Consider the following 23,538-nt stretch of genomic DNA (forward strand, 5'->3'; position numbering starts at 1 on the left):
TGAGCCGCTCCTACACCAACATTCAGGACACCCCATGAGCCCGAGCCACGAACCGCGCGCCGCCACCCTGCTGATCCACTGCCCCGACCGCAGCGGGCTGGTGGGCGAGATCACCGGCTTCATCGCCCGCAACGGTGGCAACATCCTCGATCTGGATCAGCATGTGGATGCCGAAAAACAGGTGTTCTTCATGCGCGTGGTCTGGGACATCGAGCAATTCGACATTCCGGCCGAGCAGATCGCCAACCGCTTCGAATACGAGCTGGCACAGCCGCTGCAGATGCGCTGGCAGCTGCACTTCTCCAACGAGGTGCCGCGCATGGCGCTGTTCGTCTCGCGCCTCTCCCACTGCCTGTACGACATTCTCTCGCGCATCCAGGCGCGGGAGTGGCAGGTGGAGGTGCCGCTGATCATCAGCAATCATCAGGACCTGGCGCACATCGCCGAGCGCTTCGACATCCCCTACTACCACCTGCCCATCACGCCGGAGAACAAGCCCGAGCAGGAAGCCGCCCAGCTCGAGCTGCTGGCGCGCCATCAGGTGGACTTCGTGGTGCTCGCGCGCTACATGCAGATTCTCTCGCCGGAGTTCATCGCCCGGTACCCGGAGCGGATCATCAACATCCACCACTCCTTCCTGCCGGCGTTTGCCGGCGCGCGCCCCTACCACGCCGCCCATGCCCGGGGCGTGAAGATCATCGGCGCGACCAGCCACTACGTCACCAGCGAACTCGACGCCGGCCCCATCATCGCCCAGGACGTCGCCCATGTGAGCCATCGAGACGCCGTGGATGACCTGGTACGCAAGGGGCGGGATCTGGAAAAGCTGGTCCTGGCCCGGGCCATCTGGCACCACATCAAACGCAAGGTGCTCTGCTACGACAACCGCACCGTGGTGCTGGGCTGAGGCGGCACCACCGGCCGGGCCGATGCTTTACTTTTACGCGGCACAGCCCAAGACTGAGAGTGATCCCACTCACCATGGACCGAGGGCCGGACACCCGTGGACGTCTTGCGCATACTGCTGGCTATCATTCTCCCGCCGCTGGGAGTGTTTCTGCAGGTGGGCATCGGCCTGCACTTCTGGCTGAACATCCTGCTCACGATCCTGGGTTATATCCCCGGCATCATCCACGCCGTGTGGGTGATCCTGCGCAAGTAGCACCATGAGCGAAGCCCTGCACATCACTTGCCCGCACTGCGCCACCACCAACCGGCTCCCGGCCGAGCGCTCGGCCGCCTCCCCCCGCTGCGGGCGCTGCAAACGCCCCCTGTTCAGCGGCGAACCGGTAGAGCTCAACGAGGACACCCTGGCGAAGCATCTGCGGGGGAACGATATCCCCGTGCTGGTGGATTTCTGGGCCGCCTGGTGCGGCCCGTGCAAGATGATGGCGCCGATCTTCGCCCAGGCCGCCGCCCACTGGGAGCCGCGGCTGCGCTTCGCCAAACTCGACACCGAAGCCGCCCCCCAGGCGGCGGCCCGGTACGGCATCCGCAGTATCCCCACCCTTATCCTGTTCCGCCACGGGCGGGAAGTGGCGCGCCAGTCGGGCGCGCTGGACGCCACGGGGCTGGATCGCTGGCTGCACGGCCAGCTGCAATAAATCGATGCAAGCCGCCGCCGGCGGCCTTGTCAGGAGAGAGAAACACCATGAAGCACGCCCTGCGCACCCTGGCCTACAGCCTGTTGTTCGGCGCCCTGCTCGGCGCCTGTGCCACCTCCCCCACCGGCCGCTCCCAGTTGCAGCTCTTCGATGACGCGCAGATGGTGGAGATGGGGGCGACCGCCTTCCAGGAAATCCAGCAGCAGACACCCCGCAGCCAGGATGCCGCCGCGCAACGCTACGTGGACTGCGTGACCCGACACATCACCGACACCCTGCCCCCCGCGTACGCCCGCGACAACTGGGAAGTGGTGCTGTTCGAGGATGACAGCGCCAATGCCTTCGCCCTGCCCGGTGGCAAGATCGGCGTGAACACCGGTTTGCTGAAGGTCGCGAAGACCCCCGCCCAGCTGGCCACCGTCATCGGTCATGAAATCGGTCACGTCATCGCCGAACACGGCAACGAGCGCATGTCCACCACCTACGCCACCCAAGCCGGCCTGCAGGTCGCGCAAGTGCTCGCCGGCACCCAGGGCGGCGAGCAGCAGCAGATCGCCATGGCCGTGCTGGGGCTGGGCGCGCAGGTGGGCATTCTGCTCCCCTTCAGCCGCACCCAGGAAAGCGAAGCCGACCAGATCGGCCTGGACGCCATGGCGCGCGCCGGCTTCGACCCACGTGAATCGGTGCAGCTATGGCAGAACATGGCCCAGGCCGGTGGCGGCCAGGGGCCGGAGTTCCTGTCCACCCACCCGGGGCACGACACGCGCATAGAAGGCCTGCAGCGCCGCATGGAGCAGGCGCTGCCGCTGTATGAACAGGCCCGCAGCCAGGGGCGACGCCCCGGCTGCCGACTATAGCCTGCGCCCCCGGGACGGAGCCGCTCCCACACACAGAGCACACAGGCCGCGCAGACTCCCCCGGTGAATACCCATTGAAAACGGTTCATCGCGGGTTAGGGGGAAACCACCATTGCTTTGCCGATCCGGGCAGCATGAGAAGTCAGGCATGAGCGTCGGTGGCTGCCGCCGTGTCCGGGTGGCTGCTGCTCGATCCAGAGTGAAACAAAGAGAGACCACGCTTTCGCTTCGCGACATCGCGCCGGCGCGAGCGCATCTCTCCCCGCTTTCAGCGGTGGAGCTTGCGCCGACAGATGGGGTTCCGGGGTGGGTGCGGCCTGGGGCGGACGTCGATGCAGCCGAGCATCGCAGCCGGAAAGGGGAAAAGCGGGTTGCCTGTTTGAGCGTAGCGAGTTTGCAACCCGCCCCTTTCCGGCGAGAAGCGCAGGGGAGCCCGGCGCAGCCGGGCCAAATCGTGGGCCGCCCCAGGCCGCACCCACCCCGGGACCGGCACCTACTCCATAAGGCTAGTCACAGGGCCGATTCCCTATGCCGCCATTTTCCCGCTTAAACGCGATGAACCTAAAAAACGGGCGTGCCGGCATAGACCGGCACGCCCGTTTTTTTGCGCTGCCGCCGCGCGAAGGCGGCGGCTGTGCCCGCACATCAGCCCTTGGCGGCGGCCAGGGCCTGCTCCACGTCCGCCAGGATATCGTCCACGTGCTCGATGCCCAGGGACAGACGGGTCATGTCGGGGCTGACACCGGCGGAGGCCAGCTCCTCCTCGTTGAGCTGACGGTGCGTGGTGCTCGCCGGGTGGCAGGCCAGGGACTTGGCATCACCGATGTTCACCAGGCGAGTCAGCAGCTGCAGCGCGTCGATGAACTTCGCACCCGCTTCCACGCCGCCCTCGATGCCGAAGGTGACGATGCCCGAGGCGCGGCCATTCATGTACTTCTGAGCCAGCGCATGTTCCGGGCTGCTCTTCAGACCCGCGTAGCGCACCCACTTCACCTGCGGGTGGCTTTCCAGATACTCGGCCACTTTCTGCGCATTCTCGCAGATCCGGTCCATGCGCAGCGGCAGCGTCTCGATGCCCTGCAGGATCTGGAAGGCGCTGAGGGGTGACAGCGCCGCCCCCATATTCCGCAGCGGCACGACCCGACAACGGGCGATATAGGCCGCCGCGCCCAGCGCCTCGGTGTACACCACGCCATGGTAGGACGGGTCCGGCTCCACCATCATCGGGAAGCGATCACCGTGCTCGGCCCAGGGGAACTTGCCGGAATCGACGATGACACCGCCCACCGTGGTGCCGTGGCCGCCCAGGTACTTGGTCAGGCTGTGCACCACAATGTCGGCGCCGTGCTCGATGGGCCGCCACAGGTAAGGGCTGGGCACAGTGTTATCCACGATCAGCGGCAGGCCGTGGGCGTGGGCGATCTGTGCCAGGCGCTCCACATCGATGATATTGCCCAGCGGGTTGCCCACGCTCTCGCAGAAGATCGCGCGGGTCTTGCCGTCGATCAGGCTCTCGATGCGCTGGTAGTCATCGGCGGCGGCGAAGCGCACATCGATGCCCAGGGTGGGCATGGTGTGGGCAAACAGGTTGTAGGTGCCGCCGTAGAGCTGGCTGGTGCTGACGATGTTGTCGCCGGTACGGCTGATGCACTGGATGGCGTAGGTGATGGCCGCCATGCCGGAAGCCAAGGCCAGACCGCCGATGCCGCCTTCCATCTCCGCCACCCGCTGTTCCAGCACCGCATTGGTGGGATTCGTGATGCGGGTATAGATATTGCCTTCCACCTTCAGGTCGAACAGGTCCGCCCCGTGCTGGGTGCTGTCGAAGGCGTAGGACGTGGTCTGGTAGATGGGCACCGCCACCGCCTTGGTGGTGGGGTCGGGCTTGTAGCCGCCGTGAACTGCGATGGTTTCGATCTTCAAGGCCTGTTCCCTCTTGTCATTGCCTGGGTCCCGCTTTATGGGGTTCGCGCGACCACAGCCTACCGCCGACCAGGCCGCCGACAAAGAGCCAAACGGTAATTTGGATATAGCTGGCGGGTCGTAGATATAAAAAGGACCGGCGCGGCAATCAGGGGGAAGGGTGGCGCCGGCCGGTCGTAGGGAACTGGCGCGGTGGCACGACGGCAAGGCCCCATTCAGAGTGCCTCAAGCCGGCAGACCAGACCGCAGGCCATTTATGCCACGGTTATTCCACGACTTCGCCAGCCTCCTCGGCGGTCTCGTCCAGGTTCTCACCGGCCTGCTCCATGGGGCCTTCGTTGTCACAGCCGAGCAGAAGCAGCGGCAGACTGAAAAGGATCAGCGCGATGAATTTGCGCACGGAACACCTCCTTGTGCCTTTATTGAAGATTGATGACCTTGGAAGCAAGGTTGCTCTTGGCTCCTAGAGCAGATTGGGACCACACTGTAGGAAAGCAAGCAACCCCTGACCCAAGGAGCACGCATGCCTTTCCAGCTGCCTCGCCGCCTGCGGAACCAGGATGGCGAAACCCGCCGTCTGGGCATCGAACTGGAATTCGCGGGGGTGGACCTGAACAGTGCCTGCGAAGCGGTGATCGATTGCTACGGCGGCACCGAGGAACGCGAGAACCGCTTCCTGCGCAAGATCCGCGGTGCCCGCTGGGGGGATTTCACGGTGGAGATCGACGCCGCGCTGCTCAAGGACCGGGGCTACGAGCGATTTCTGCAGCGCCTGGGGGTGAACCTGAACGAAGACAACCGGCGCAACCGCCTGGAGGACAGCCTGGAACGGCTGGCCGCCACCGTGGTGCCCTACGAGATCGCCTCGCCACCCATCCCCTTGGACGAGGTCGAGGCCATCGAACAACTGCGCGAGCGACTGCGCGAACGCCACGCCCTGGGCACCAGCGCCTCGCCCCTGTACGCCTTCGGCCTGCACCTCAACCCGGAACTGCCGGACCTGGCAACCGAGACCATCCTCGGCTATCTGCGGGCCTTCTTCCTGCTGCTGGACTGGATCCACGAGCGCGGCGACACCGATGTCTCGCGACGCTATTTCACCCCCTACATCAAACCCTTCCCCGACGATTACCAGCGCATGGTGGTGGACCCGGACTACCGACCCAACCAGCGTCGGCTGATCAACGACTACCTGGAATCCAACCCCACCCGCAACCGGCCCCTGGATCTGCTGCCCCTGTTCCGGCTGCTGGACGAGGAACGCCTGGTGGGGGCCATCGACAATATGGCCCAGGTGAAGGCCCGGCCCACCTTCCATTACCGCCTGCCCAATTGCCGCATCGACGATGCCAATTGGAGCATCGGCTTCGAGTGGAACGGTTGGGCGGCGGTGGAGGCGCTGGCCGATGCCCCGGAACTTCTGCAGGCCATGAGCCGCGCGTATCTGGAGCGCCGCCGGGAACCCTTCGCGGGGCACGACGAGAACTGGGCCGCAGAGACTCCTGCATGGCTGGAAAAGCTCGACCACTGATCGGAGTCACGGGTCCGGATCGCGGCGGCGCGGTGGCCTGGTGGTTCACCCGCCGCGCCCTGCGCCGCGCCGGCGCCCGCGCCTGCCGTATCACCCCGTCGCGCCCCCCGCGCGACCTGGCGCGGCTGGATGGCCTGATCGTGGGCGGCGGCGCCGATGTGGCGCCGGAGCTCTATGGCGCCGAAGCCGCGGAATTGGGAGAGTTCCGCCGCCGTGAGCCTTCCCGCTGGCGCTATCTCCTCGGGCTGCTGCTGTTCCCGCTGATCTTCCTGCTGCGCAAGCTCTTCTCTCTGCCCCGCCACCAGGGCCGGGACGCGGCCCGAGACGAGCTGGAGAGCTCATTGATCGACCAGGCCCTGCACCGCGGTCTGCCCATACTCGGTATCTGTCGTGGCCTGCAGCTGCTGAACGTGCGCAGTGGCGGCACTTTGCATCAGGATCTATCGGACTTCTACGAGGAAATCCCCCAGGCTCACACCGTCTGGCCCGCCAAGCCCATCGTGGTGGAGCCGGGCAGCCACCTGGCGGCGATCCTCGGCACCAGCGACTGTCTGGTGAACTCCCTGCACCGCCAGGGCATAGATCGACTGGGGAAGGACATGCGTGTGGTGGCATGGGAGCACAGCGGCGTCATCCAGGCCATCGAGCACAGTCACCACCCTTTTGTGCTGGGCGTGCAGTGGCATCCGGAATATTTGCCCCAACAAGAGAGTCAGCAGCGGCTGTTCGCCGCGCTGGTGCGCGCAGCGAATACTTAAAGAAGGCACCGCTCCCCCCCTCGGCCTGGGCGGCGAACTCGCCAGACGGCCAGAGGCCCCGGGGGAATCTATCAGCGCCCCTTGAAAATATAGAACCAGCGCCAATTTAGCCGAGCCTGCCGCACTGCCGTATACTTAGCTGTTCACTCACGCCCGGAGACCTCGACACCGCCATGAGCGATCGCCTGTACCGCCTGCAAGACGCTGCCACCCGCCGTATCCTGGTGCTGGATTCCGGCATGGGCACCATGATCCAGTCCTACCCGCTGGACGAGGCGGACTTCCGCGGCGAGCGCTTCAAGGACCACCCCTGCGATATCAAGGGCAACAACGATCTGCTGGTGCTGACTCGCCCCGACATCATCCGCGAGATCCACTGGCAGAACCTGGAAGCCGGCGCGGACATCCTGGAGACCAACACCTTCAGCTCCACCACCATCGCCCAGGCGGACTATCAGCTGGAGGCCCTGGCCCATGAGCTGAACGTGGAGGCCGCTCGCATCGCCCGGGCCGCCGCCGACGAAATGACCGCCCGCACCCCCGATCGCCCCCGTCTGGTGGCCGGCGCGCTGGGGCCGACCAACCGCACTGCCTCCCTCTCCCCGGACGTGAACAACCCGGGCTTTCGCAACATCAGCTTCGACGAACTCAAGACCGCTTACATGCAGGCGGCCCACGGCCTGATCGAGGGTGGCGCGGACCTGCTCCTGATCGAAACCGTCTTCGACACCCTGAACGCCAAGGCGGCGATCGTCGCCTGCCAGGAAGTGTTCGAGGAACTGGGGCGCGAGTACCCCATCATGATCTCCGGGACCATCACCGACGCCTCGGGCCGCACCCTCTCCGGCCAGACCACCGAGGCCTTCTGGAACTCCGTGCGCCACGCACGCCCCTGGTCCGTGGGGCTCAACTGCGCCCTGGGCGCGGAGCAAATGCGCCCCTTCGTGCAGGAGATCAGCCGCGTGGCCGACGCCCGGGTATGCATCTACCCCAACGCCGGCCTGCCCAACGAGATGGGCGAGTATGACCAGTCGCCCGAACACATGGCAAAGCTGGTGCGCGAATTCGCCGAGAGCGGTTTCGTCAACATCATCGGCGGCTGCTGCGGTACCACGCCCGAGCACGTGGCGGCCATGGCGGAGGCCGTGGCCGATCTCACGCCCCGCGCCATCCCCGAACTGCCCCGGGAGATGCGCCTGTCGGGCCTGGAGGCCTTCAACATCGGCGCCGACTCGCTGTTCGTGAACATCGGCGAGCGCACCAACGTCACCGGCTCCGCGCGCTTCAAGCGCCTGATCAAGGAAGACGACTTCGACACCGCCCTGGAGGTGGCCCGGGAGCAGGTGGAGAACGGTGCCCAGGTGATCGACATCAACATGGACGAGGGCATGCTGGACTCGAAAGAGGCCATGGTGCGCTTTCTCCACCTGATCGCCGCCGAGCCGGACATTGCCCGAGTGCCCATCATGCTCGACTCCTCCAAGTGGGAGATCATCGAGGCGGGCCTGAAGTGCATCCAGGGCAAGGGCATCGTCAACTCCATCTCCATGAAGGAGGGCGAGGCCGCCTTCATGGAGCAGGCCCGGCTGGTGAAGCGCTACGGTGCGGCCGCCGTGGTCATGGCCTTCGACGAGCAGGGCCAGGCGGACACCCTGCAGCGCCGCGTGGACATCTGCAGCCGGGCCTACGAACTGCTGGTCCACGAGGTGGGCTTCGACCCGGCGGACATCATCTTCGACCCCAATATCTTCGCCGTGGCCACCGGCATCGAGGAGCACGACCGCTACGCCGTCGACTTCATAGAGGCGGTGCGCATCCTCAAGGAGAAGCTGCCCCATGCACGCATTTCCGGCGGGCTGTCCAATCTGTCCTTCTCCTTCCGCGGCAACAACCCGGTGCGCGAGGCCATGCACTCGGTGTTCCTCTACCACGCCATCCAGGCGGGGCTGGACATGGCCATCGTCAACGCCGGGCAACTGGAGGTCTACGAGGAGATCGACCCGGAGCTGCGGGAGCGCTGCGAGGACGTGATCCTCGCCCGCCGCCCGGACGCCACCGAGCGGCTGCTGGAGTTCGCCGAAACCGTGAAGAACGGCGGCGCCCGGGAGCGCAAGCAGGACCTGGCCTGGCGCGAGCTGCCCGTGGCCAAGCGCATGGAGCACGCCCTGGTGAAGGGCATCGCCGATTTCATCGAGGAAGACACCGAAGAGGCCCGACAGCAGGCCGAGCGCCCCATCCACGTGATCGAAGGCCCCTTGATGGACGGCATGAACGTGGTGGGCGATCTGTTCGGCGCCGGCAAGATGTTCCTGCCCCAGGTGGTCAAATCCGCCCGGGTAATGAAGAAGGCCGTGGCCTACCTGCTGCCCTACATCGAGGCCGAGAAGGACACCAGCGCCCGGGCCAAGGGCAAGGTGGTGCTGGCCACGGTCAAGGGCGATGTGCACGACATCGGCAAGAACATCGTCGGCGTGGTGCTCCAGTGCAACAACTACGAAGTAGTGGATCTGGGGGTGATGGTGCCCGCCCAGAAAATCCTCGACACCGCGCGGGAGGAAGGTTGCGACATCATCGGGCTGTCCGGCCTGATCACCCCCTCGCTGGAGGAAATGGCCAATGTGGCGAAGGAGATGCAGCGCCAGGGCTTCGAGCACCCGCTGCTGATCGGCGGCGCGACCACCTCCCGGGTGCATACCGCGGTGAAGATCGCCCCGCATTACCAGGGGGACGTGATCTATGTGAAGGATGCCTCCCGCGCCGTGGGCGTGGTGTCCAACCTGATCAGCGACACCCTCTACGAGGACTATGCCGCGGGCATCCGCGCCGAGTACCAGAAAGTGCGCGAACAGCACGCCGCGCGTCAGAAGAAGGCCAAGTGGATTTCCCTGGACGCCGCCCGCGAGAACCGCACCCCCATCGACTGGTCCGACTACCAGCCGGTGCGGCCCGCCCAACTGGGCGTGCAGGTGCTGGATGACTTCCCGCTGGAGGAACTGGTCGAGCGCATCGACTGGTCGCCCTTCTTCCACGCCTGGGAGATGCCCGGCAGCTACCCGAAGATTCTGGTGGACACCCACAAGGGTGCGGAAGCACGCAAGCTGTTCGATGACGCCCAGGCCCTGTTGCGGCGGATCGTCGACGAGAAATGGCTCACCGCCCGGGGCGTGTTCGGCCTGTTCCCGGCCAACGCCGTGGGGGACGATACCGAGCTTTACACCGACGAGACGCGCACCGAGGTGCTGACCACCCTGCACCACCTGCGCCAGCAGGCGGAAAAACCTCGCAACAAGCCCAACCAGTCACTCGCCGACTTCGTCGCCCCGAAGGAGAGCGGCCTGGCCGACTACATGGGCGCCTTCGCGGTGACCGCGGGCATCGGCATCGAAGAGAAGCTGGCGGAGTTCGAGGCCGACCACGACGACTACAACGCCATCCTGCTGAAGGCCCTGGCCGACCGCCTGGCCGAAGCCTTCGCCGAGCGCCTGCACGAACGGGTGCGCAAGCAATACTGGGGCTACGCCGCCGATGAGCAGCTGGAGAACGATGCGCTGATCCGCGAGGAATACCGCGGCATACGCCCGGCCCCCGGCTACCCCGCCTGCCCGGACCACACCGAGAAGGCGCTGCTGTGGGAATTGCTGGACGTGGAACGCCGTGCCGGCATCACCCTCAGCCACGGCTACGCCATGGTGCCCACGGCCGCGGTCTCCGGCTGGTACATGGGCCACCCGGACTCGCGCTACTTCGGTATCGGCAGGATTTACCGCGACCAAGTGGACGACTATGCCGCGCGCAAGGGCTGGAGCCTGGCGGAAGCCGAGCAGGCGCTGGCCCCGGTGCTGGGGTACGAACCGGAAAACTGAGCGGCGAATGAGCGACGGCAGGCCGGGCCAATCCGCCCGGCCGATGGCGCCTAATCTCCAAACCGTCCGCTCGCCATCACCACCGGCGCACAGCCCCAATCCGCCGACATCTCCCCCCGGGCGATGTACCGGTGCATGGACGAATACCGCCAGTCCACCGCCCGCGCGACCAGACCATGCTTCACCGGGTTGTAATGGATGTAGTCCACATGCCGCGCCAGGTCATGCGCGTTGCGGATGCAATGCTCCCAACACCGCCGCTGCCAGGGGCTGCCCGGCAGCTTCAGGCGCCGACTGAAACCCGCCTTGATCGCCCGCCAGCGCTCGGGATAGTCCGCATCGCCCACCGGCAACCGCCAGACCATGTGCAGATGTTCCGGCATTACCACGGCCGCCAGGATATGGAAGGGCCGCGCCTGCCGCACTTGGGAGATCAACTCCCGCAGCAAGGCCACCTCCCGTATCAGCAGGTCCGAGCGCCGATCCTGCAGTGTGAGCGTGAAGAAGTAGGTGCCGCCGGGTACCCGTGTGTGACGATAATTGACCATTCACGCTCCCTTGGTGGATTCGCTTGTTCTTCGACCACTGGTTATCCAACCAGTTCTGGTCCGAATCCACGCAATTCAAGGGCGTGCCGAGCGGGGCATTGCCCGCGGCACTGCGCGGCCTGTTAAACTTCGTCCTTGTGTCAAAACAAACCTGAAGCGTTCGCAGAGGATCCGACCCCATGCCCGCCTACCGCTCACGCACCTCCACCTTCGGCCGTAACATGGCCGGCGCCCGCGCCCTGTGGCGCGCCACCGGCATGAAGGACGAGGATTTCAGCAAGCCCATCATCGCGGTGGCCAACTCCTTCACCCAGTTCGTGCCCGGACACGTACACCTGAAGGATCTGGGCCAGCTGGTAATCGAGGAGATCGAGAAAGCCGGCGGCGTGGGCAAGGAGTTCGATACCATCGCGGTGGACGACGGCATCGCCATGGGCCACGACGGCATGCTCTACTCCCTGCCCTCCCGGGAGCTGATCGCCGACTCCGTGGAGTACATGGTCAACGCCCACTGCGCCGATGCGCTGGTGTGCATCTCCAACTGCGACAAGATCACCCCGGGCATGCTGCTGGCCGCGCTGCGGCTGAACATCCCCGTGGTGTTCGTCTCCGGCGGCCCCATGGAAGCCGGCAAGACGAAGCTCGCCGGCAAGGACGTGTTCCTGGACCTGGTGGATGCCATGGTGGCCGCCGCCGACCCCACGGTCTCCGATAAGGAGGTGGAACAGGTGGAACGCTCCGCCTGCCCCACCTGCGGCTCCTGCTCGGGCATGTTCACCGCCAACTCCATGAACTGCCTGACCGAGGCGCTGGGCCTGTCCCTGCCGGGCAACGGCTCGCTGCTGGCCACCCATGCCGATCGCGAACAGCTGTTCCGCCGCGCCGGGCGCACCATCGTCGAACTGGCCCAGCGCTACTACCGGGATGACGACGAGCGCGCCCTGCCTCGCAACATCGCCAGCCGCGCCGCCTTCGAGAACGCCATGAGCCTGGACATCGCCATGGGCGGCTCCAGCAACACCGTGCTGCATCTGCTCGCCGCCGCCCGGGAGGGCGAGGTGGATTTCGACATGAGCGACATCGACCGCCTCTCCCGCCGCGTGCCCACCCTGTGCAAGGTCGCCCCCGCCGTGGCCCATTACCACATGGAAGACGTACACCGGGCCGGTGGCATCATGGGCATCCTGGGTGAGCTGGACCGGGGCGGGCTGCTGGATACCAGCCTGCCCACCGTGCACAGCGCCACCCTGAAAGAAGCGCTGGATCAGTGGGATGTGATGCGCACCGACGACGAGGCGGTGCACCGGTTCTATCAGGCCGGCCCCGCCGGCATTCCCACCCAGCAGGCCTTCAGCCAATCCACCCGCTACCCGAGCCTGGACAACGATCGGGCCGGCGGCTGCATTCGCACCGTGGAGAACGCCTACAGCCAGGACGGCGGGCTTGCCGTGCTCTACGGCAACCTGGCCGAGGACGGCTGCATCGTGAAGACCGCCGGGGTGGACGAGAGCATCCTCAAATTCGAGGGCCCGGCGGTGATCTTCGAGAGCCAGGACAGCGCCGTGGAGGGCATTCTGGGTGATCAGGTGCAGGCCGGCGATGTGGTCATCATCCGCTACGAGGGCCCCAAGGGCGGCCCCGGCATGCAGGAGATGCTCTATCCCACCAGTTACCTGAAATCAAAGGGCCTGGGCAAGGACTGCGCGCTGATCACCGACGGGCGCTTCTCCGGCGGCACCTCGGGGCTGTCCATCGGCCACGTCTCGCCGGAGGCCGCGGCCGGCGGCGATATCGCGCTGATCGAGCCGGGTGACACCATCCGCATCGACATCCCCAACCGCCGCATCGAGATCGCGGTGGACGAGGCGGAACTGCAGCGGCGTCGGGAAGCGATGGAGGCGAAAGGGGCGGATGCCTGGAAGCCGAGCATCCAGCGGACGCGAAAGGTGAGCACGGCGCTCAAGGTGTACGCCAAGTTCGCCACCAGTGCCGACAAGGGCGCGGTGCGCGACCTGGAGATGCTGGACTAACGGCCTGGGGCCGCGGGATCCACGATTCCGCTGCTCAGCACGGCGGCGACCGGGTGGGGCGACTCCGGCCCCACCCGGTCGCCCGGCCAGAGCCGAAGGCGGGAAGCCGCCGCCCCCCACCAACCTGGCCGTCGCGCTCAGGCCCGGCCGGCACCGAAATCATTGGGCGAGTGGAAATACTCGCTGTTGCGGGCGAAATCGTCCACCAGCTTGCGCAGGTCCGCCAGACGCAGCTCGCCGGTGCGTATGGACGCGCAATCCTCGCAAGCCGGATCGTCGCAGGGCTGGCGGGTGTAGAGCCAATACTGCACGGCCCCGGCCAGGATGCCGTCGGCGATGTCCCACAGATCCGCCTGCTCATCGGCATCGGCCATCTGGTTGCCCAGCTCCACGGTCTGCTGCGCCGCCGCGTCGTATACAGCCTGATGATCGTCGCTCATATACCCAGTTCTCCGACCCGGTTCCAAGGCCGGGCATTCTAGTCACCCTGGCCGAAACATGCCATGCGCAGCTCCTCGCGCAGCGCGTCCAGCACGCCCCGCCGTCCGGGCAGCCCCAGGGCCTGCGCCACGTCCTCCCAGGGGCGCCCCTGCAGCAGTTTCATCACCACCGCCTCGGCCTCTCCCCGTGAGCCTTGGCTCAAGGCCCGCAGCGCACAGCGGCGCAGGGAGCCCGGCACATCCTCATAGGCCCGGCGTTGCGCCAGAAAGGCCTGCAATTGCGCTCGGTCATGCGTATCGGCCGGCGGGCTCTCCAGCCCGTAGAGCAGCTCCCTGGCGATAGCCGGCTCCAGTTCGCGCAGCACGTCTCCAAGCTGCGTGGGCAGCTGCGCGGCCAGGTATCCGCGCGCCTGGGCCGCGAGCCGCTCACCCGCCGCGCTGAGTCCCCGCAGCACCATCACCGAATGCGCGCCGCTGCTGGCCGCGCGCTTCACCCCCACCCGCACCGGATACAAGGCCTGACGCCGCCAGAAACGCAGCAGCGGCGCGGTGGCGCCGAAGCTGGAGGCGAGCATATCGAACCCCTGGGCCGCCAGCGCCCGGGGCAAGGCTGCGAGCAGGGCGCTGCCCAATCCCTGCCCCTGCAGGTCCGGATGCACCGCAATGCGGATGATGCGCGCGGTACGCAGTCGAGCGCCCTCGGCCAGATCCAGATGTGCCGCCAGGGACTGCGCCACCAGGTGCCCCTGGGGCCGGCGCCGGTTGGCCAGCACCTCGGGCACCAGATTCTCGGGCAGGTCACCTTCGGCGGCGACCAGCGCGGTGCCCAGCAGCACTTCCTCTTGGCGCAGCACGTAGACGCTCAGATTCGGGCCGTCCAGCAGGTGGCGCAGATCGAAGGGCCGGGTACGGTAATGGGCCTGCACCAGCAGGCCGAACAAGCCGCTCAGCGAGGCTTCATCAGCGAGCAGCGCATCCCGGTCCAGCCGCTCCACCCGCATCCGCTCGGAGTCCGGCGTCTTCGCGGGCGGGGGCTCCGCCGCCAGCAGCAATGCCTGCGAGGTGAAGGCTTCCAGCGGGTCACCGGGTGCCCAGCGCACCGGCGTCTCCAGACGCCGTTCTCGCCAATCCCGGGCCAGCCGTTGCAGCGCGGGCTTGAAGCGCAGTTCGAAACCACGCCCCGTGCCCTCGTAACCGTGCACCGTGCTGGCGAAGGCCAGCCGCGGATAATACTCCAGCAAGGCCAGCAGGGTCGGCTCGGGCAGGCTGGCAGCCTCGTCCACCAGCAGCAGGTCCGCCGGCGGGGTCTCGCGGACCATGGCATCTGCCGCGGCGTAGCGCAGCTCCCGCCCCTGCCACTGCAGCAGGCCACGACGACACTGGGCGCCCGGCAGGCCTTGCGCGGCATGCCGGAACACCGCATCCACCGCATTGATGCGTGGGCCGCTGACCAGGATGCGCTCCACCCCGGTTCGCAGCAACTCCGCCGCCGCAATGCCGAAGGCCGCGGACTTTCCCCGCCCCCGATCGGCCAACAGCACCAGTGGCCGCCGCGCGCGGCCACGGCACACCGCCAGCAGGGCTTCCACGGCCTGCCACTGGTCCGGCGTCCGGCAGGCGGCGGCCCAGGGCTCGACGCTCCCTGCAAGCACGGCTTCTGGCCGCAATGGGGCTGGTTCCAACACTGATCGGGATAAAGGCATTCGCGGCCAGGCACCGCGCCTGCGGGGGGGATCGCCGGGCGGCTTGGGGTGCGCCACAGGCTTGTCCTGCTCTATCACCAGGACATGGGGGTCTTCCCGTATCACTCGTACCAGCCGCGCCACGAAACGCCCGGCCAGTTGCTCGGGCCGCCAGGGCAGCACCGCCAGGCGGGCACGATCGGGGTCGGGGTACTCCGGCCAGGCGGCCAGCGGCGGGCAGAGCAGGATCAACAAACCACCGGCGCTCAGCGCGCCACTGAGCAGGCCGAAGGCATCCGGATCGAAGCCCGCCCAGGCATCGAAAACCAGCCCGCCGAGCTCGCGCCCCAGCTCCCCGTGCGCCTGCTCTCGAGACAGGCGCAGGGCCTCGGGCCCCTGGTCACTGAGCCAGGGGGCGTCCTCGATCCCGGCCGTTGCCAGGGCGCGCTCCGCGGCTGCCTGACCCCAGCCGCGCTCGCCCGCCAGCACCAGCAGTCGACGCTGCCCCGCGGCCAAGGCCTGCTCACGCAGACGCCGCACCGCGAGGCTAAACTGTTCCGAGGGTGCTGTGTTCATCTTGCCGGCCAGTATAGTGCCCCGCCCACAAAGCAAAACGGCGCCCGCGGGCGCCGTTTCTCAAACCGATGGCCCGAGGGCTCAGGCCCGCGGCAGGAAGGGGAAGCTCAGCCCCGCCATCTTCTGCATGGTGCGCACCACCTGGCAGCTGTAGCCCATCTCGTTGTCGTACCAGACGTAGAGCACACAGCTGTTGCCGTTGGCGATGGTGGAGGAGGAATCCACCACGCCGGCGTGTCGCGAGCCCACCAGGTCGGTGGAGACGATCTCGGTGGAGGCGGTGTAGTCGATCTGCTCGGAGAGCTGCGAGTACAGCGCCATTTCCCGCAGGTAGGCGTTGAGTTCCTCGACCGTGGCGTTCTTGTCCAGGTTCAGGTTCAGTACCGCCAGCGAGACGTTGGGGGTGGGCACGCGGATGGCGTTGCCGGTGAGCTTGCCCTTGAGCTCGGGCAGAGCCTTGGCCACGGCCTTGGCGGCACCGGTCTCGGTCATCACCATGTTCAGCGCCGCGCTGCGGCCGCGCCGGGCGCCGTTGTGGTAGTTGTCGATCAGGTTCTGATCGTTGGTGTAGGAGTGCACCGTTTCCACGTGGCCGCTTTGCACGCCGTACTTGTCGTGCAGCGCCTTGAGCACCGGCGTGATGGCGTTGGTGGTGCAGCTGGCCGCGGAGATCAGCGTGTCGTCCGGGCCGATGACATCGTCATTGACGCCGAACACCACGTTCTTCATCTCGCCCTTGCCGGGGGCGGTGAGCAGCACCTTGGACACACCCTTGCTCTTGAGATGCAGGCCCAGGCCTTCCTCGTCACGCCACTTGCCGGTGTTGTCCACCACGATGGCGTTCTTGATCCCGTACTCGGTGTAGTCCACCTGGTCCGGGGAGTCGGCGTAGATCACCTTGATGTAGTTGCCGTTGGCAACGATGGCGCTCTCGTCTTCCTCGACCCAGATGGAGCCGTTGAAGGGGCCGTGCACGGAGTCGCGGCGCAGCAGGCTGGCACGCTTGTGAATGTCGTCGCCCTTCTTGCCGCGGACCACGATGGCGCGCAGGCGCATCTTGTTGCCGGCGCCGGTGCGCTCGATCAGCAGACGGGCCAGCAGGCGGCCGATGCGGCCGAAGCCGTAGAGCACCACGTCCTGGGGTTCGGCCAGGGGCTGACCGTCGCGGCCGACGATCTCGGCCAGCTCGCCGCGCAGGTACGCATCCAGCGCCGGCTTGTCGCCTTCGAGCTTGAGGTAATTGGCGGTGAGGCGGCCCAGGTCAACGCGGGCCGGACCCAGTTCCAGCGCAGCCATGGCCTCCAGCACCGGGAAGCTGTCACGGATGTCCAGCATCTTGCGCTCGTACTGCTTGACGAAGCGATGGGCCTTGAGGATATCCACGGTGGAGGCATTGTTCAGCGGCCGGCCATACATCTTCATGACGATGCCCCGGTCGCGGTAGAGCTTGCCCAGCAAGGGCAGCATGCGCTCGGCGAGCTCCTGCTGCTCTCGCCAGTTCTTCAACACGGTTTCCTGCTGTTCCATACCTCAACCCCCACGTAGGCGCTGGCCACCCCCGTCCCTGGACGCGGCTCTATCTGATGAAGCGTTGGCGGGCAACGAAAAGCCGCCCTTGGCGGCGCGAACTTTACGACAAACGCGGCGGCGCGGCAAAGGAAGCGCGTCGCGCCTCAGCCCTCATGAAGGTGGAAATACTCGCGCGCCCGGGCCAGCTTGGGCGCGATCACCATCTGGCAGTAGGGCGCGCCGGCGTTGTTGCGGTAATAATTCTGGTGATGATCCTCCGCCGGATAGAAGCGCTCCAGCGGCACCAGCTCGGTGACCAGCGGGTCGGCCCATTGATCGGCCACCCGCGCCATGACCTCTCGGGCCCGAGCCTGCTGATCATCGTCGGCGTAGAGGATGATGGAGCGGTACTGGGGCCCCACATCATGACCCTGACGGTTGGGCGTGGTGGGGTTGTGGATGGCGAAGAACACCTCCAGCAGGCCCTCGAAGCTCAGGCGCCGAGGGTCATAGCGGATCTGCACCACTTCGGCGTGCCCCGAGGCGCCGGAGCAGACCTGGCGGTAATCCGGGTCGGGCAAGGAGCCGCCGGCGTAGCCGGATACCACCGATTCGACGCCGTCCAGGGCCTGGAAGACCGCCTCCAGGCACCAGAAGCAACCGCCACCCAGGGTGGCCGTTTCAAGGGTTTCGGACTGCATGGGCGCTCACCTCGGCTACTATGTACGGGAATCCGTTCCATCAGACAGGGAAGCATCAGGCCCATGCGCCAATTCTGCAAGCGAAGCCGCCACCTGATCGCCCTGCTCGCCCTGTGCCTGGGTACGGCCCTGGCCGCGCCGGCCCCCGAGGACGGGGCGCGGCTGATCGAGCGCAGCTTCACCCGGGCGGTGGAGGGCCTGCAGGCCCGCGAGCAGGCCATTCGCGAAGACCCCGGCGCCGCCTACGCGCTGCTGGAGTCGGAGCTGGCCCCGCACATCGATTTCGAACTGGTCAGCCGCCTGGTGCTGGCCCGCCACTGGCGGGGGGCGAATCCGCGCCAGCGCCAGGCCTTCGTGGCCGCTTTCCGGGAATCCCTGCTGCGCACCTACGCCCTGTTGCTGGCCGAGCACGCGACCACCGCCGTGGCGCATCTGGAGGGGCGCGAGCGATTACTGGAGACCGAACCCGTGCGCGAAGTGCGCAATGGCCGCATGCTGCTGCGCACCCGGCTGCTGACCAACGGCCCGGCGGTGAGCATCGATTACCGCATGCGCGTGGATGAAGATCGCTGGAAGGTCTACGACGTGATCATCGAGGGCATCAGCTTCATCGCCAATCGCCGGGCGGAGCTGGCCTCGCTGCTGGGGCGGCAGAGCCTGGATGAGCTGATCGCCCAGCTGGAGGCGCGCAACCGGCGCCTGGCCGGAGCCCGACCGAAGAGCGCCGCGCGCTGAACTCAGGCCGGTGCGGCCTCGCCGTACACCACCACCTGGTTTCTCCCGCCCTCCTTGGCCTGATAGAGCGCCTGATCGGACTGCTCGATCCAGGCCTGGTGGTTGACCATGCGCGAGCCGAACTGGGCGATACCCAGGCTGATGGTGAATTCGATGATCTGGCCGTCGTGCTCCACCTTGAGCGCGGCACACTGCTTGCGCAGCCGCTCGGCGAAAAAGCGCGCCGCCGGCGCGTCGGTATCCACCAGCACGACACCGAATTCCTCGCCGCCGTAACGCCCGGCGATGTCGGTGGCCCGCAGGTTCTTGCGCAGCACGTCGGAGACCTTGCGGATCACCTCGTCGCCCGCCTGGTGACCGTAGGTGTCGTTGACCGCCTTGAAGTGGTCGATGTCGAACATGACCAGGGTCGCCGCCGCGCCGTTGCGCTGGCAGCGCTGGAATTCCCGCTCCAGGCACTCTTCCCAGAAACCCCGGTTGTTCAACCGCGTCAGCCGGTCGGTGCGGCTGAGCTGCTCCAACTGGCTGTTGGCCTCCTGCATGGACTGCTTGGCCACGGCCTCGTCGGTGACGTCGTAGACGATCAGGCAGATATTGTCCACCTCGCCGCTGGCCGAGGTCAGCGGGATGATGGTGACGTTCTGATACATGTACTCCGCAGTGCCGGTGATGGGCCGATAGTTGCGGAAACGGAACAGATAGGGACGCTGCTCCCAGATCAGGAAGGCGCGGTTATTGAGCAGGAAGGCGGTGTCGCACTTGCGCCGCAGCCAGTCCTCCTGCACTTCCGGAAACAGCCGGAAGATTGTCTCGCCGCGCACCCGCTCGGGGCTCAGGCCGCTGTGGTTCTCCATGAAGCTGTTCCAGACATGGATGCTGTAAGTGCGATCCAGCACCACCAGGCCGACGTCGATGTTCTGGAACATCTCCATCATCCAGTGGATTTCGGCCATATTGCTTTGGGTGGGTGCGCTCATTACAGCAGATGCGTCAGCTTGTCGTTGAGAACCGGGATGGATTCATCGGTGAACAGCAACAGCAGATCGCAATTGATGTTGTAGTCCTCGATGGCGTAATTGATCTCGATGGCCAGGGTGCGCGCCCAGCGCCCGGCGTTGGCCTGGAGCAGATCGGAGATCTTGCTGTGCTGGCCGAGCACCGTGGGGTGTCCCTGGCTGAAGCGTATGTCCAGCTGGTCCGCCACACCCTTGAGGCAGGCGCCGATGAGGATGTTGGAGACGTCCATCAGCAGCTCACGCTCGGCGCAGCTGTCCAGCCGCCCCTCGAACTTCATCAGCCGCGCCATGTCCTTGAAGCTGGCGTCGTTGAACAGCAGCAGCGCCTCGCCGGCGATGCCCGCGCCGATGTAGCCCTGGCAGACCGCGGAGATGCTGTCGTAGTCCTCGGTGGCCGTAAGCGCCATACGCAGCTCACTGGCTTCCAGGTAATTGACGTTGGGCACGGGCAGGATCACGAACACGTCCAGCATACGCGCCAGCAGGTCCGCCGCCTGGCCCATGGCCACATTGGCCACTTCCCGGTAGCAGTCCCAGATGTCCACCGCGATCTCGGGGGCGCCTCGCGCCGCCGCGGCCTTGCGACCGATCAGATGAAAGCGCTCCAGCACGGCGGCGAGCTGTTCGCCGTCCACCGGCTTCTTGATGAATTCCAGCGCGCCAAGCTCCAGCACCCGACGCCGGGCATCGGGCTGGATATCACCGGATACCACGATGACCTTGGTGCTCAGGCCTTCCTCGGCGATGGCTTCCAGCGTCTGGTAGCCATCCAGCACCGGCATGGTCAGGTCCAGGAACAGGATATCGCCCTTGCCCTGACGTAAGGCGTCCAGGGCCTCGGCGCCATCGCCAGCAAAGCTGAGCTCCACGCCCCAGCCCTCCGGCAGGGCGCGTGCAATCTGCTTGCGCGCCATGCTGGAATCATCACAGATCAGGACCGGAGTGCTCATTCAGCCGTTCGTCTTATGGTTTTTGGGCCTTTCGGAAGTCTGCCATTTATAGCAGCACCGCGCTCTCTTGACCAATCGCCCCCCGGAACACCCCATCAGCGCGTGCCCGTCCGCTGGTTTTGCCGCACGTCGGCGCCCGCCAGCCGGCGACTACCACGCAGCAATGTCGTGAAGTCGGCGGCGGAGCGCGGCCGGCTGTAATAGAAGCCTTGCACTTCCGTGCACTCGCGGGCGAGCAGGAACTCCAGCTGCCGGGCGGTCTCCACCCCTTCGGCCACCACGCCCATCCCCAGGGAGCGGGCCAGGCTGATCACCGCTTCCACCACCGCCTCGTCTTCCTTGTCACCGGGCACATCACGCACAAAACACTGGTCGATCTTGAGCTTGTCGATATGGAAGCGCTTGAGGTAGCGCAGATTGGAATACCCGGTGCCGAAATCGTCCACCGACAGACGACACCCCATCTCGTGCAGGGCCTCCAGGGTGCTCTCGGCCTCCTCCACCAGCGCGCTCTCGGTGATCTCCAGCCCCAGTAGCGCGGCCGGCACCCCGGCCTCGTCCAGCATCGCGCCGATCTGCTCGGCCAGGTCCGGCTGGCGGAACTGACGCGGTGAGAGGTTCACGGCCACCGGCAGATCCGCCAGGCCCATGCGCCGCCATTCCCGCAGCTGCCTTATGGCGGCGCGCAGCACCCACTCCCCCACGGCGAGTATCTGGCCGGTATCCTCGGCGATGGGGATAAAGCTGCCGGGGCTTACCGGTCCGCGGCGCGGGTGTTCCCAGCGCAGCAGCGCCTCGGCGCCGATCACTCGCCCGCTGCTGCTGTCGACCTGGGGCTGATACACCAGATGGAACTGATCGCCGCTCAGCGCCGAGCGCAGATCGCTGCCCAGGGTCACCAGCTCTTCCACCTGCTGATCCATGCAGGCGGTGAAGAAATGATAGGCATTGCGCCCGGCGGATTTGCTCTGGTACATGGCCAGATCCGCATGCTTGATCAGCGCATCCACCGTATCGCCGTCGTCGGGATACAGAGCGATGCCGACGCTGCCCGAAACGCGCAGCTCCTGCCCCTGCACCGCCACCGGCTCTCGCATGGCCTCCAGCAGCTTCTCGGCCACCACCGCCGCGTCGCCGGGGCTCGTTATATCCGGTGCCAGCAGCAGGAACTCATCGCCCCCCTGGCGCGAGAGGGTATCGGGCTCGCGCAGGCAGGCCTGCAGCCGCCCGGCGACGATGCGCAGCAGCTCATCGCCCACCTGATGCCCCAGGGCATCGTTGACGTGCTTGAACTGGTCCAGGTCGATGAAGAACAGCGCGAAGCGCCTGCCTTCGCGGCGACCCGCGGCCAGTTCCTGACTGACACGGTCACGGAACAGCACCCGGTTGGGAAGTTCGGTGAGCGCATCGTAGTGGGCCATGTACTCGATACGCTGTTCGGCCTGTTTCCGCTGGGTGATGTCCTGCACCACCCCGGTCATACGCCGGGGGCTGCCATCGGCGGCCCATTCGAATACCCGCCCCCGGCTCAGCGCCCAGGCGTAGGAGCCGTTCTCCCGTCGATACCGATACTCGCACTCGTAGATGCTGGAGGGCTCGTCCAGATAGCGCTGGATGATCTCACGGACCCGCTCCTGGTCGGCCGGGTGCACCCGATCGAGCAAAGCCCCCATGCTGCGCGGGGGCAGATCCGGCCGTTCCGGCCGGTACAGGGAGACCTGGTCCTGCTCCAGATCCCAGTCCCACAGGCCCACGCCACCAGCCTGCACGGCCATGCTCAAACGCTCCCGACTCTGCTTCAAGGCCAGGGTGCGCTCGTCCACCCGCACCTCCAGGGATCGGCTGAACTCCCGATAGCGGGCTTCACTGCGCTTGAGCCGGGAGATTCCGCGAAAAGCGGAGAATGCCAGCAACATGGCCAGCAGGCTCACCACCAGGCCCACGGCAAACACCCGCTCGCGCAGATCCTGCACCGGCGCCAGGGCCTCGGCCAGCGGAAACCCTACCCCCAGCAGCCAGCGACCCTCGTTGAAGGGGCGCAAACTGTAGAGCACCTCCTCGTGAATCAGATTGCGTCCACCCGGCCCCACGGATTCCGCCAGTGCCCAGGCTTGCGGCGGGCTGCTCATGGGCTCCCAGCGCGGGTGACTGAGCACGGTACCGTCCGCGGTCAACAGAAAGAAAAAGCCGGTCTCCCCCAGGCTGTGGGTATCCAGGTTGGCCAGCACATTGCGCCGCGCCAGGTTCACCCCCCCCACCACCAGCACACGCAGATCGCCCCGCCGGTCACGGCGCGGCACCACCACGGGAATCACCGGCTCGCCGGTGCGATAGGCCACGAAGGGTCTGGCGACGAAGGGCTCGTAGGCGTACTGGCCCTCCTGAAAATACAGCCGCTGGCTCACGTCCTGCCCCGCATGGGTAACGGGGGCCGAGCCGATGATGCGCCCGTCCGGCGAGACCACGATGAGCGCGTCGTCGAACAGGGTTCGCAGCGGCTCACGGGCTTTCAGAAAGGCGGTGAGCGCCTCGGGATCCTCGAAATCGTCCACGGGCAAGGCGTCGGCGGCGATCTGCAGGGCTCGGCCGTAGAGCCGCAACTCCCCCTCGGCATGGCTGGCGAGCACGGCCAGCGACGCCTGCTGCTCCTTCTCCAGCACCGCGATCACTTCCTCACGCTGCAGCTTCACCACCGCGAAGGCCACCGCCCAGATGATGAGCAGCGCCGCCGGCAGGGCCAGCAGTGGAAGCCAGAGGGCCCAGGGTGCCTCGCTCACGGATTCGCTGTTCGACTTGAAGGGCATTCTTTCCGTTA

19 protein-coding genes are annotated in these 23,538 nt (G+C 66.5%); 9 read left to right on the forward strand and 10 right to left on the reverse strand.

The features are described from left to right. Positions 1-34 precede the first annotated feature (34 nt). The 4 genes from purU to GBG68_RS11585 all read left to right on the forward strand — a co-directional run bounded on the left by purU (position 35) and on the right by GBG68_RS11585 (position 2,461). Entirely contained in the window at positions 35-907 is an 873-nt protein-coding gene (purU, locus tag GBG68_RS11570; protein ID WP_152147477.1) for a formyltetrahydrofolate deformylase, read from the forward strand. Between the two features lie 96 nt (positions 908-1,003). After that, positions 1,004-1,162 (forward strand): YqaE/Pmp3 family membrane protein, encoded by a 159-nt coding sequence (locus tag GBG68_RS11575; protein ID WP_152147479.1) that lies wholly within the window; start codon positions 1,004-1,006, stop codon positions 1,160-1,162. A gap of 4 nt (positions 1,163-1,166) precedes the next feature. Beyond that, entirely contained in the window at positions 1,167-1,604 is a 438-nt protein-coding gene (gene trxC, locus GBG68_RS11580; RefSeq protein WP_152147481.1) for a thioredoxin TrxC, read from the forward strand. 47 nt (positions 1,605-1,651) lie between these two features. Continuing rightward, positions 1,652-2,461: a M48 family metallopeptidase gene (locus GBG68_RS11585; protein ID WP_152147484.1), complete on the forward strand. Its 810-nt coding sequence runs from the start codon at positions 1,652-1,654 to the stop codon at positions 2,459-2,461. 645 nt (positions 2,462-3,106) lie between these two features. On the opposite strand, the gene GBG68_RS11590 is transcribed toward GBG68_RS11585, so the two are convergent. Together GBG68_RS11590 and GBG68_RS14575 are read right to left on the reverse strand one after the other, a co-directional pair. Next, a complete protein-coding gene (locus GBG68_RS11590; RefSeq protein ID WP_152147486.1) occupies positions 3,107-4,384 on the reverse strand; it encodes an O-acetylhomoserine aminocarboxypropyltransferase/cysteine synthase family protein in 1,278 nt (425 codons plus the stop codon). Positions 4,385-4,649: 265 nt separating this feature from the next. Next, positions 4,650-4,784, reverse strand: a complete 135-nt coding sequence (locus GBG68_RS14575) for a hypothetical protein (protein ID WP_264297989.1) — start codon at positions 4,782-4,784, stop codon at positions 4,650-4,652. Positions 4,785-4,907: 123 nt separating this feature from the next. Between GBG68_RS14575 and GBG68_RS11600 the strand changes: the two genes are divergently transcribed. The 3 genes from GBG68_RS11600 (at position 4,908) to metH (ending at position 10,536) form a co-directional block, all read left to right on the forward strand. Continuing rightward, complete coding sequence (locus GBG68_RS11600; RefSeq protein ID WP_152147488.1) at positions 4,908-5,915, forward strand: amidoligase family protein; 1,008 nt, start codon at positions 4,908-4,910, stop codon at positions 5,913-5,915. Then, complete coding sequence (locus GBG68_RS11605) at positions 5,891-6,673, forward strand: gamma-glutamyl-gamma-aminobutyrate hydrolase family protein (RefSeq protein ID WP_152147490.1); 783 nt, start codon at positions 5,891-5,893, stop codon at positions 6,671-6,673. The genes GBG68_RS11600 and GBG68_RS11605 overlap by 25 nt, the downstream gene beginning before the upstream one ends. A 173-nt stretch (positions 6,674-6,846) precedes the next feature. Then, positions 6,847-10,536, forward strand: coding sequence for a methionine synthase (metH, locus tag GBG68_RS11610; RefSeq protein WP_152147492.1), 3,690 nt, complete (start codon positions 6,847-6,849; stop codon positions 10,534-10,536). Between the two features lie 50 nt (positions 10,537-10,586). Here the strand turns inward: metH and GBG68_RS11615 are convergent, their stop codons facing one another. Beyond that, complete coding sequence (locus tag GBG68_RS11615; protein WP_152147494.1) at positions 10,587-11,084, reverse strand: REP-associated tyrosine transposase; 498 nt, start codon at positions 11,082-11,084, stop codon at positions 10,587-10,589. Positions 11,085-11,263: 179 nt separating this feature from the next. Between GBG68_RS11615 and ilvD the strand changes: the two genes are divergently transcribed. Beyond that, on the forward strand, positions 11,264-13,114 hold the full coding sequence (gene ilvD / locus GBG68_RS11620; RefSeq protein ID WP_152147496.1) for a dihydroxy-acid dehydratase: 1,851 nt from the start codon (positions 11,264-11,266) through the stop codon (positions 13,112-13,114). A 137-nt stretch (positions 13,115-13,251) separates the two neighbouring features. Here ilvD and GBG68_RS11625 read toward each other — a convergent pair whose 3' ends face one another. The 4 genes from GBG68_RS11625 to msrA form a co-directional block, all read right to left on the reverse strand. Further along, positions 13,252-13,554 carry a hypothetical protein gene (locus GBG68_RS11625; RefSeq protein ID WP_152147498.1) on the reverse strand — a complete coding sequence of 101 codons (303 nt, stop codon included), beginning with the start codon at positions 13,552-13,554 and terminating at the stop codon, positions 13,252-13,254. Between the two features lie 38 nt (positions 13,555-13,592). Beyond that, complete coding sequence (locus GBG68_RS11630) at positions 13,593-15,812, reverse strand: tRNA(Met) cytidine acetyltransferase TmcA (RefSeq protein WP_152147500.1); 2,220 nt, start codon at positions 15,810-15,812, stop codon at positions 13,593-13,595. 81 nt (positions 15,813-15,893) lie between these two features. Next, entirely contained in the window at positions 15,894-17,339 is a 1,446-nt protein-coding gene (locus GBG68_RS11635) for a glyceraldehyde-3-phosphate dehydrogenase (protein ID WP_152147501.1), read from the reverse strand. Positions 17,340-17,485: 146 nt separating this feature from the next. Beyond that, positions 17,486-18,022: a peptide-methionine (S)-S-oxide reductase MsrA gene (msrA, locus tag GBG68_RS11640; RefSeq protein ID WP_152147504.1), complete on the reverse strand. Its 537-nt coding sequence runs from the start codon at positions 18,020-18,022 to the stop codon at positions 17,486-17,488. Between the two features lie 63 nt (positions 18,023-18,085). Here msrA and GBG68_RS11645 point away from each other — a divergent pair, with 63 nt between their 5' ends. Beyond that, positions 18,086-18,757: a phospholipid-binding protein MlaC gene (locus GBG68_RS11645; RefSeq protein ID WP_152147507.1), complete on the forward strand. Its 672-nt coding sequence runs from the start codon at positions 18,086-18,088 to the stop codon at positions 18,755-18,757. 2 nt (positions 18,758-18,759) lie between these two features. On the opposite strand, the gene GBG68_RS11650 is transcribed toward GBG68_RS11645, so the two are convergent. The 3 genes from GBG68_RS11650 to GBG68_RS11660 all read right to left on the reverse strand — a co-directional run bounded on the left by GBG68_RS11650 (position 18,760) and on the right by GBG68_RS11660 (position 23,527). Beyond that, the gene (locus GBG68_RS11650) at positions 18,760-19,734 is read right to left on the reverse strand and encodes a GGDEF domain-containing protein (protein WP_152147509.1); all 975 of its coding nucleotides are present in this window, start codon (positions 19,732-19,734) and stop codon (positions 18,760-18,762) included. After that, entirely contained in the window at positions 19,734-20,723 is a 990-nt protein-coding gene (locus GBG68_RS11655; RefSeq protein WP_152147512.1) for a response regulator, read from the reverse strand. Before GBG68_RS11655 ends, GBG68_RS11650 begins: the two co-directional genes overlap by 1 nt. Positions 20,724-20,818: 95 nt before the next feature. After that, positions 20,819-23,527, reverse strand: coding sequence for an EAL domain-containing protein (locus GBG68_RS11660; protein WP_152147514.1), 2,709 nt, complete (start codon positions 23,525-23,527; stop codon positions 20,819-20,821). Positions 23,528-23,538 lie beyond the last annotated feature (11 nt).

The organism is Alkalilimnicola sp. S0819, from assembly GCF_009295635.1.
Lineage (GTDB): Bacteria > Pseudomonadota > Gammaproteobacteria > Nitrococcales > WHIW01 > S0819.

Coding starts and splice junctions, on each gene's coding strand:
- purU (WP_152147477.1), top strand. CDS start 35: ATGAGCCCGAGCCACGAACCGCGCGCCGCCACCCTGCTGATCCACTGC.
- trxC (WP_152147481.1), top strand. CDS start 1,167: ATGAGCGAAGCCCTGCACATCACTTGCCCGCACTGCGCCACCACCAAC.
- GBG68_RS11585 (WP_152147484.1), top strand. CDS start 1,652: ATGAAGCACGCCCTGCGCACCCTGGCCTACAGCCTGTTGTTCGGCGCC.
- GBG68_RS11600 (WP_152147488.1), top strand. CDS start 4,908: ATGCCTTTCCAGCTGCCTCGCCGCCTGCGGAACCAGGATGGCGAAACC.
- GBG68_RS11605 (WP_152147490.1), top strand. CDS start 5,891: ATGGCTGGAAAAGCTCGACCACTGATCGGAGTCACGGGTCCGGATCGC.
- metH (WP_152147492.1), top strand. CDS start 6,847: ATGAGCGATCGCCTGTACCGCCTGCAAGACGCTGCCACCCGCCGTATC.
- GBG68_RS11615 (WP_152147494.1), bottom strand. CDS start 11,084: ATGGTCAATTATCGTCACACACGGGTACCCGGCGGCACCTACTTCTTC.
- ilvD (WP_152147496.1), top strand. CDS start 11,264: ATGCCCGCCTACCGCTCACGCACCTCCACCTTCGGCCGTAACATGGCC.
- GBG68_RS11625 (WP_152147498.1), bottom strand. CDS start 13,554: ATGAGCGACGATCATCAGGCTGTATACGACGCGGCGGCGCAGCAGACC.
- GBG68_RS11630 (WP_152147500.1), bottom strand. CDS start 15,812: ATGAACACAGCACCCTCGGAACAGTTTAGCCTCGCGGTGCGGCGTCTG.
- GBG68_RS11635 (WP_152147501.1), bottom strand. CDS start 17,339: ATGGAACAGCAGGAAACCGTGTTGAAGAACTGGCGAGAGCAGCAGGAG.
- msrA (WP_152147504.1), bottom strand. CDS start 18,022: ATGCAGTCCGAAACCCTTGAAACGGCCACCCTGGGTGGCGGTTGCTTC.
- GBG68_RS11645 (WP_152147507.1), top strand. CDS start 18,086: ATGCGCCAATTCTGCAAGCGAAGCCGCCACCTGATCGCCCTGCTCGCC.
- GBG68_RS11650 (WP_152147509.1), bottom strand. CDS start 19,734: ATGAGCGCACCCACCCAAAGCAATATGGCCGAAATCCACTGGATGATG.
- GBG68_RS11655 (WP_152147512.1), bottom strand. CDS start 20,723: ATGAGCACTCCGGTCCTGATCTGTGATGATTCCAGCATGGCGCGCAAG.
- GBG68_RS11660 (WP_152147514.1), bottom strand. CDS start 23,527: ATGCCCTTCAAGTCGAACAGCGAATCCGTGAGCGAGGCACCCTGGGCC.